Here is a 5,703-nt window from a genome sequence, read left to right as displayed (position 1 = left end):
GGCGCGCCTGCGGCGCGTTCGCGTGCAGGCACGCTCCTACAGCGGGCCGGGATGGGCGTGTAGGAGCGGGCCTCGCACGCGAATGGGCGTCGGGGTGGCTCCCCGGCCTTCGGCGCGCCTGTGGCGCGTTCGCGTGCAGGCACGCTCCTACAGCGGGCCGGGGTGGGGGTGTAGGAGCGTGCCTGCACGCGAATGGGCGTCGGGTTGGTCTAGCGGCGTCTGGCGCGCCTGCGGCGCGTTCGCGAGCAGGCTCGCTCCTACAGGGGGGCGGGGCGAGCATTTTGGGAGGGAAGCCCCCTGGGCGACATTCCCCGGCGCCGGATCGGCGAAAGGCCTCGCCGCCTGCAGGGGCCGTTGCGGGGTGGATGCATTGCCAGCGGGGTTTCACCTTGCTGGAGCTGCTGATCGCGGTGGCGGTGTTCGCAGTGGTCAGCGCGGTGGCCTACGGGGGACTGCAGGCGGTGCTCAACGCCGACAGCCAGACGCGGATGCGCGGCGGAATCCTCGCGGACCTGCAGGTGACACTGGCGGTGCTGGAGCGCGATCTCCGCCAGGTCGCGCCGGTGGAGCGGCGCGACCGCTTCGGCGACCGCCAGCCGGCGCTGCGCTACAGCCCGCTGGCCACCGAGCCGGAACTGGAGCTGGTGCGCGTCGGCAGCGGCGGCATCAACCGGCTGCGCCGGGTCGGCTGGCGGGTCACCGAGGCGGGACTGGAACGCCGCCTCTGGGAGGTGGTGGACGCGGGCGATCAGCGCGAACCGATCGCCCGGGTCTTCCTGGCTGCCCGGGAGACCGCTGAAGGCCGCGAGCCGGTGCTGATGGAGCTGCGTTTCGTGGTGCCCGGCCCCGGCGGCGGGGAGGTGCTCGACAGCTGGCCGCCGCTGCGCCCCACCGACCCACCGCGCGCGCTCCCGGCGCTGGTGGAGATCGTCCTCGAGGTGCCCGGCCTGGGCCGGGTGGAGCGCCATCTGGCGCTGCCGGGGGATATATGAAGCGCCGGCAGCGGGGAGTCGCGCTGATCACCGCGCTGCTGGTGGTCGCGCTCGCGGTGACCGCGGCGATCGGCATGAGCGTACGCGACCACACGCAGATCCAGCGCACCACGCTGGTCTTCGAACAGGACCTCGCGCGCAGCATCCTGCTCGGCGCCGAGGTGATGGCCCTGCGCCTGCTGGAACAGTGGCCCGACCTGAGCGAACTCCCCTGGGACGACTGCGTGTCGCCGCCGGTGCCGCTGGTGATCGACGGGATCGACCTGATCGCCCGGCTGGAGAACCTGCACTGCCGCTTCAACCTGAACAGCCTCGGCCGGCCCGAGGACCCGCCGGTCGCGGCCTTCGCGGACCTGGTCGCGCGCGCGGGGACCGAGGCGGGCATCGCGGGCTGGCAGGGCGAACAGCTGGCGGCGGCGATACGCGACTGGATGGACCCGGAGACCGACGATCCCGTCTACCGTCTGCGCAAGCCGCCGGAGCGCAGCGGCAACCGGCCCTTCCTGCTCGCCTCGGAGGCCAACCGGGTGCAGGGCATGACCCCGGAGATCTGGGAGGCCATCGCGCCCTACGTGACCGCACGGCCCGGAACGGATAATCTGATCGACCTGGAGCGCGCGCCCGAGGTGGTGCGCGACGCGGTGGCCGCACAGGCCCAGGAGCCGGGGAGCCTGCGCTATTTCCGGCTGTCACTGGTCGCGCGGCTGCCGCAGCGCGATTTCTTCCACTGTGCCGTGCTGGACGCGCCCAACGGCCGCACGGTGGTGCGCGAATTCACGGCCTGCGAGAACCAGACCCGGTGACCAAGTTCCTGATCCATCCCTGTGGCTACCCGACCTGCGCGCGACGGGCCTCGATGCGTTCCGGGGACCTGGCGTGAACTGGTTCGTGCTCGCCCTGCCGGAACCCGACACCACCGCTCCGGAGGGGCCGGTGGAATGGGCAAGGATCGGTGCCGCCGGTGTGCTGCAGCGGGGCTCGGCGCCACTGGACATGGTGTCCGACGGCATCCAGCGCGGCGACCGGGTGCTGGTGCTGGTCCCCGGCGAACGGGTGTTGCTGCACCACGTGAGCATTCCGGCGCGTTCGCGCGCGGCGCAGCTGCAGGCCCTGCCCTACGCGCTCGAGGACCGCGTCAGCGAGGATCTCGAGGCCATGCACATCGTGCCCGGGCCGCGCCTTCCCGACGATCAGCTGCTCGCCGCGGTCGTGGCGCGCCGGGACATGGATACCTGGCTGGGCTGGCTGACACAGGCCGGGGTTCGCGCCGATCAGCTGCTGCCGGATACGGCCCTGCTCCCGGAGGCCCCGTCCGGGCGCCTGCAGCTGTACTGGGCCGGCGATCGCTGCCTGGTCGCGGTGCCCGGAGGCCCGCCGCTGGCGCTGTCGCAGGAGGTCCTGCCGTGGTGGCTGCACCAGTGGGACGCGCAGCAGGAACAGCAGGTCGAGGTCGAGTGGCACGGCCCGCCCGAACTCAGCACCCCCGACTTCGGCGAAGACGCGGCGGTCCGGGCTCCGGCCTGGGACGGCGACCTGCTGAGCCTGATCGTGCCGGCAATCCGCCGTCGGCCCGCGCTGAACCTGCTCAGCGGCCCCTATGCGCCGCCCGGCACCACCATCTCGTGGCGGCCCTGGCGCGTGCCGGCGGCGATCGCGGCGGCGCTGGTGCTGCTCTGGGCCGGCTCGCTCTGGATCGAGATCCGGCATCTGGAGGGAGAGACGCGGCAGGTCGAACTGGCGGTCACCGATCTGTTCGAATCCACGCTTCCGGAGACGCGCATGGTCGATCCGGTCGGACAGTTCCGGCAGATGCTGGAAACCGGCACGAACGCGGCCGCCAACGGCGCCGGTCCGGTCGCGGCCCGGCTCGGGCAGGTGGCGCCCGTGCTCGCCGATGAGGCGGTCGAGCTGCGTCAGCTGCGCGCGGAGGGGGAGCGCCTGGAACTCGAACTCGACCTGGAGAGCATCGCCCGGCTCGATGCGCTGCGCGGGCGGGTGCGTGCGGACACCGGCGCGGCGGTGCGCATCCTCTCCGCGGAGTCGGATGAGGACGGCGTGCGGGCGCGGTTGCAGATCGAGGACGACGCCTCGTGAGGACCTGGTGGGAAGGACTCGCGGCGCGGGAGCGGAGAATCGTCGCGGCCGCCGGGGTCTTGCTGCTGCTCGCGGCCGTCTTCCTGCTCGTGGTCGAGCCGGCCCTGGAGCGGCGCGCGGAGCTGCGCGGGCAGCTGCAGCAGCTGGTGAACGAACACGCCTGGATGCAGGCGCAGGCCCCGGCAGTGCGCGAACGCGCCGCGGCACCCGGTGCCACCGTGGCGGCCCGGCCGGGCGGCTCCGCGCTCGGGGTCGTGGACGTATCCGCCCGCGCCGCCGGGCTGGGTTCGGCCCTGCGGCGGGTCCGGCCGCTGGAGACCGGGGTGGAGGCCGAACTCGAGGGCGCGGTGTACACCTCGCTGCTGCGCTGGCTCGGCGTGCTGGAGAGCCGCCACGGCCTGCGGGTGATGAGCCTCAGCATCGACCGCGGGCCGGAACCCGGCCGGGTCAACGCCCAGGTACGCATCGAACCGGCCAACGGCCGTTCATGACGCGCGCGCACACGAAACGCGTGGTGGGCGCCGTCGCGCTCCTGCTCGCGGTCTACGTTGCCGCGCTGCTCTTTCTGTTCCCCGCCAGCGTCGCGTGGCGCATCGCCGAGGCCCGGCTGGACCTGCCGGTGGCGGTATCGACCGGCGCCGTCACCGGCCGCATCTGGAGCGGACGGGCCGATGCCGTGCGCGTGGACCGCCATCGCCTCGGAGACCTCACCTGGCGGCTGCAGCCGGGCTCGCTGCTGCGCGGCCGTCTGGGGATCGCGCTCGGCTGGCAGCTGGAGGATGACCGCATCGATGCGCGGGTGCGGCTGGGCCGGCGCAGCGCGGAGGCCTTCGATGTCCGCGGCGGGCTGGGTGCCGGCCGGATCCAGGACTGGTTCGAGCTTCCGCTGCTGCTCGATGGCCGGCTCACGCTCGACCTCCGGCGTCTCGAGTGGTCGGACGACGCAGGCTTCGAGGAGGCCGAAGGCGCCGTGCTCTGGGCCGGCGCCGCCGGCGGCCTCCCGCGCCCGATCCCGCTGGGCGACTACGGGGCCGAACTGGACGCGGCCGACGGAGCGCTGGTGGCACGCATCGAGTCCCGCCCGGACTCCCCGCTTGTGGCCACGGGGGACGCCGCGTGGCATCCGGCGGGGGAATACCGGGTGGATCTGGAACTGCGAGCCAACCCCGATGCCCACCGGAACCTGGTGGCCGCCCTCGACAGCGTTGCCCGGCGGGAGTCCGATGGCGGCTATCGCCTGCAGTTGACCGGGCGCTAGCGGGCCATGGGGAGAGTTCGGCAAGGCGATCGACTATCGAAGGTTCCGGATGGCCTGCCGGACGTGCGGCCCCGGCTGAATGCGCCCTCGATCCGAGTTATGATGCGCTGTCTCGCACGTCGCCGGAATCGCTGCATGCTCCCGACCCTTGCCCGCCTGTTGCTCCTTGCCCCCGTGCTGTGGCTGGGTGCCTGTGCGACGGCGCCGGATCAGCGGCCGGCAATGCCGGAGGACGAACTGACCCGGGCGCTGCAGGGCGGGGACTGCCGGGCCGCGTTCGAGCGAATGGACATCGGCGCCGGGACCCAGGCGGACCGTCGGCTGGGAGTCAGCCAGATCTGTCTGCAGACCGGGGACTTCTCCCGTGCACGGAAGGCCTCGGCGGCCTTCCTGGAAGACGCGCCGGGACACCCGGACGCGGACTATGCGGCCTACCTGCACGCGCTGGCGGGTTTCGGTGAATGGGCGCGGGCCAATCGGGTGGAACCGGAAGTGCGTATCCGCGAGGGGCGCGCGGTGGCCCGCGAGATCGCGAACTATCTGCGCGACCGGCCACTCTCAGAGTATGGCGACGAACTGGCGCCGCGCCTGGTGCCTCTGCGCGAGGGCATTGCAAGCGCGGAACTGGCCCTCGCCGACCGGGCCCGGGAGCGCGGCGACCGCAGCCAGGCGCGGGCCAGGGCCGAATACGTGCTGCAGTACTACCCGCGCACCCAGGCCGCCGCCGACGCGGCGCGCATGATGATGGAGATGAGAGAGCCGTGACGTTTCCGGACCCATCCCGGAACCTTCGTGCCGATCAGGTCCCGGAGTGATTGATGGCTGACGACACGAACAGCGCAGGCCTGAAGTTCACCGAGCGTCTTGCCTGGCTCGGGTTCATGCTGTTCTTCGTGATCGTGCTGGCGATCTACATCGCGCGCGGAGTCGGCCTGGAACAGGACCTGACCGAGGCCAATCGGGAGTTGCTCGAGACGCAGATGCGGCTGGGCGAGTACCTTCGCGACGAGGTGCCGCGCCCCGCGGACGTTGGCCTGACCAACGCCCAGATCCAGGCCCTGCAGCGGCGTGGCCTTGCCCGCCCGGAGCAGCAGCTGCGCCGCAATCTGGCGGAGCAGCCGGAGCTGATCCCCCACGAGCCGGTGCTCGGCGGGAGCATGTACTTCGTGCCCGAGGGCATCCACGTGCTGAACGACCGCTGGGTCCTCGCCACCTTCGAGGACGGCCACATCCGCGGCCAGATGCTGCTGGAATACGATGCGGCCCACGGCAATGTCACCTGGCAGGTGATCGACTCCTATCTGGAGTAGTCCTGGAGTGCGGGAGCTCGCTCCCGGCGCCGCCGGCAGGGGGCAAGCC

General features: G+C 72.3%; 7 protein-coding genes. All 7 read left to right on the top strand.

The features are described 5' to 3' along the window. Nucleotides 1-365 precede the first annotated feature (365 nt). The 7 genes from gspJ (at nt 366) to ACESMN_RS12330 (ending at nt 5,654) form a co-directional block, all read left to right on the top strand. On the top strand, nt 366-992 hold the full coding sequence (gspJ, locus tag ACESMN_RS12360) for a type II secretion system minor pseudopilin GspJ (protein ID WP_373053907.1): 627 nt from the start codon (nt 366-368) through the stop codon (nt 990-992). Further along, the gene (locus ACESMN_RS12355; protein ID WP_373053906.1) at nt 989-1,795 is read left to right on the top strand and encodes a general secretion pathway protein GspK; all 807 of its coding nucleotides are present in this window, start codon (nt 989-991) and stop codon (nt 1,793-1,795) included. Before gspJ ends, ACESMN_RS12355 begins: the two co-directional genes overlap by 4 nt. 73 nt (nt 1,796-1,868) lie before the next feature. Next, nucleotides 1,869-3,086: a type II secretion system protein GspL gene (gene gspL / locus ACESMN_RS12350; protein WP_373053905.1), complete on the top strand. Its 1,218-nt coding sequence runs from the start codon at nt 1,869-1,871 to the stop codon at nt 3,084-3,086. Further along, nucleotides 3,083-3,577, top strand: coding sequence for a type II secretion system protein GspM (gene gspM, locus ACESMN_RS12345; RefSeq protein WP_373053904.1), 495 nt, complete (start codon nt 3,083-3,085; stop codon nt 3,575-3,577). The genes gspL and gspM overlap by 4 nt, the downstream gene beginning before the upstream one ends. Further along, entirely contained in the window at nt 3,574-4,344 is a 771-nt protein-coding gene (locus ACESMN_RS12340) for a type II secretion system protein N (protein WP_373053903.1), read from the top strand. Before gspM ends, ACESMN_RS12340 begins: the two co-directional genes overlap by 4 nt. 135 nt (nt 4,345-4,479) lie before the next feature. Continuing rightward, nucleotides 4,480-5,109, top strand: a complete 630-nt coding sequence (bamD, locus tag ACESMN_RS12335; protein ID WP_373053902.1) for an outer membrane protein assembly factor BamD — start codon at nt 4,480-4,482, stop codon at nt 5,107-5,109. A 53-nt stretch (nt 5,110-5,162) separates the two neighbouring features. After that, complete coding sequence (locus ACESMN_RS12330) at nt 5,163-5,654, top strand: hypothetical protein (RefSeq protein ID WP_373053901.1); 492 nt, start codon at nt 5,163-5,165, stop codon at nt 5,652-5,654. Nucleotides 5,655-5,703 lie beyond the last annotated feature (49 nt).

It is taken from the genome of Thioalkalivibrio sp. (assembly GCF_041690275.1).
GTDB lineage: Bacteria > Pseudomonadota > Gammaproteobacteria > Ectothiorhodospirales > Ectothiorhodospiraceae > Thioalkalivibrio.
This window is presented reverse-complemented; position numbering and strand designations above follow the sequence as displayed.

What these genes read in the sequence shown, in the direction of transcription:
- ACESMN_RS12355 (WP_373053906.1), top strand. Translation starts at nt 989, where the DNA reads ATGAAGCGCCGGCAGCGGGGAGTCGCGCTGATCACCGCGCTGCTGGTG.
- gspJ (WP_373053907.1), top strand. Translation starts at nt 366, where the DNA reads ATGCATTGCCAGCGGGGTTTCACCTTGCTGGAGCTGCTGATCGCGGTG.
- ACESMN_RS12340 (WP_373053903.1), top strand. Translation starts at nt 3,574, where the DNA reads ATGACGCGCGCGCACACGAAACGCGTGGTGGGCGCCGTCGCGCTCCTG.
- bamD (WP_373053902.1), top strand. Translation starts at nt 4,480, where the DNA reads ATGCTCCCGACCCTTGCCCGCCTGTTGCTCCTTGCCCCCGTGCTGTGG.
- ACESMN_RS12330 (WP_373053901.1), top strand. Translation starts at nt 5,163, where the DNA reads ATGGCTGACGACACGAACAGCGCAGGCCTGAAGTTCACCGAGCGTCTT.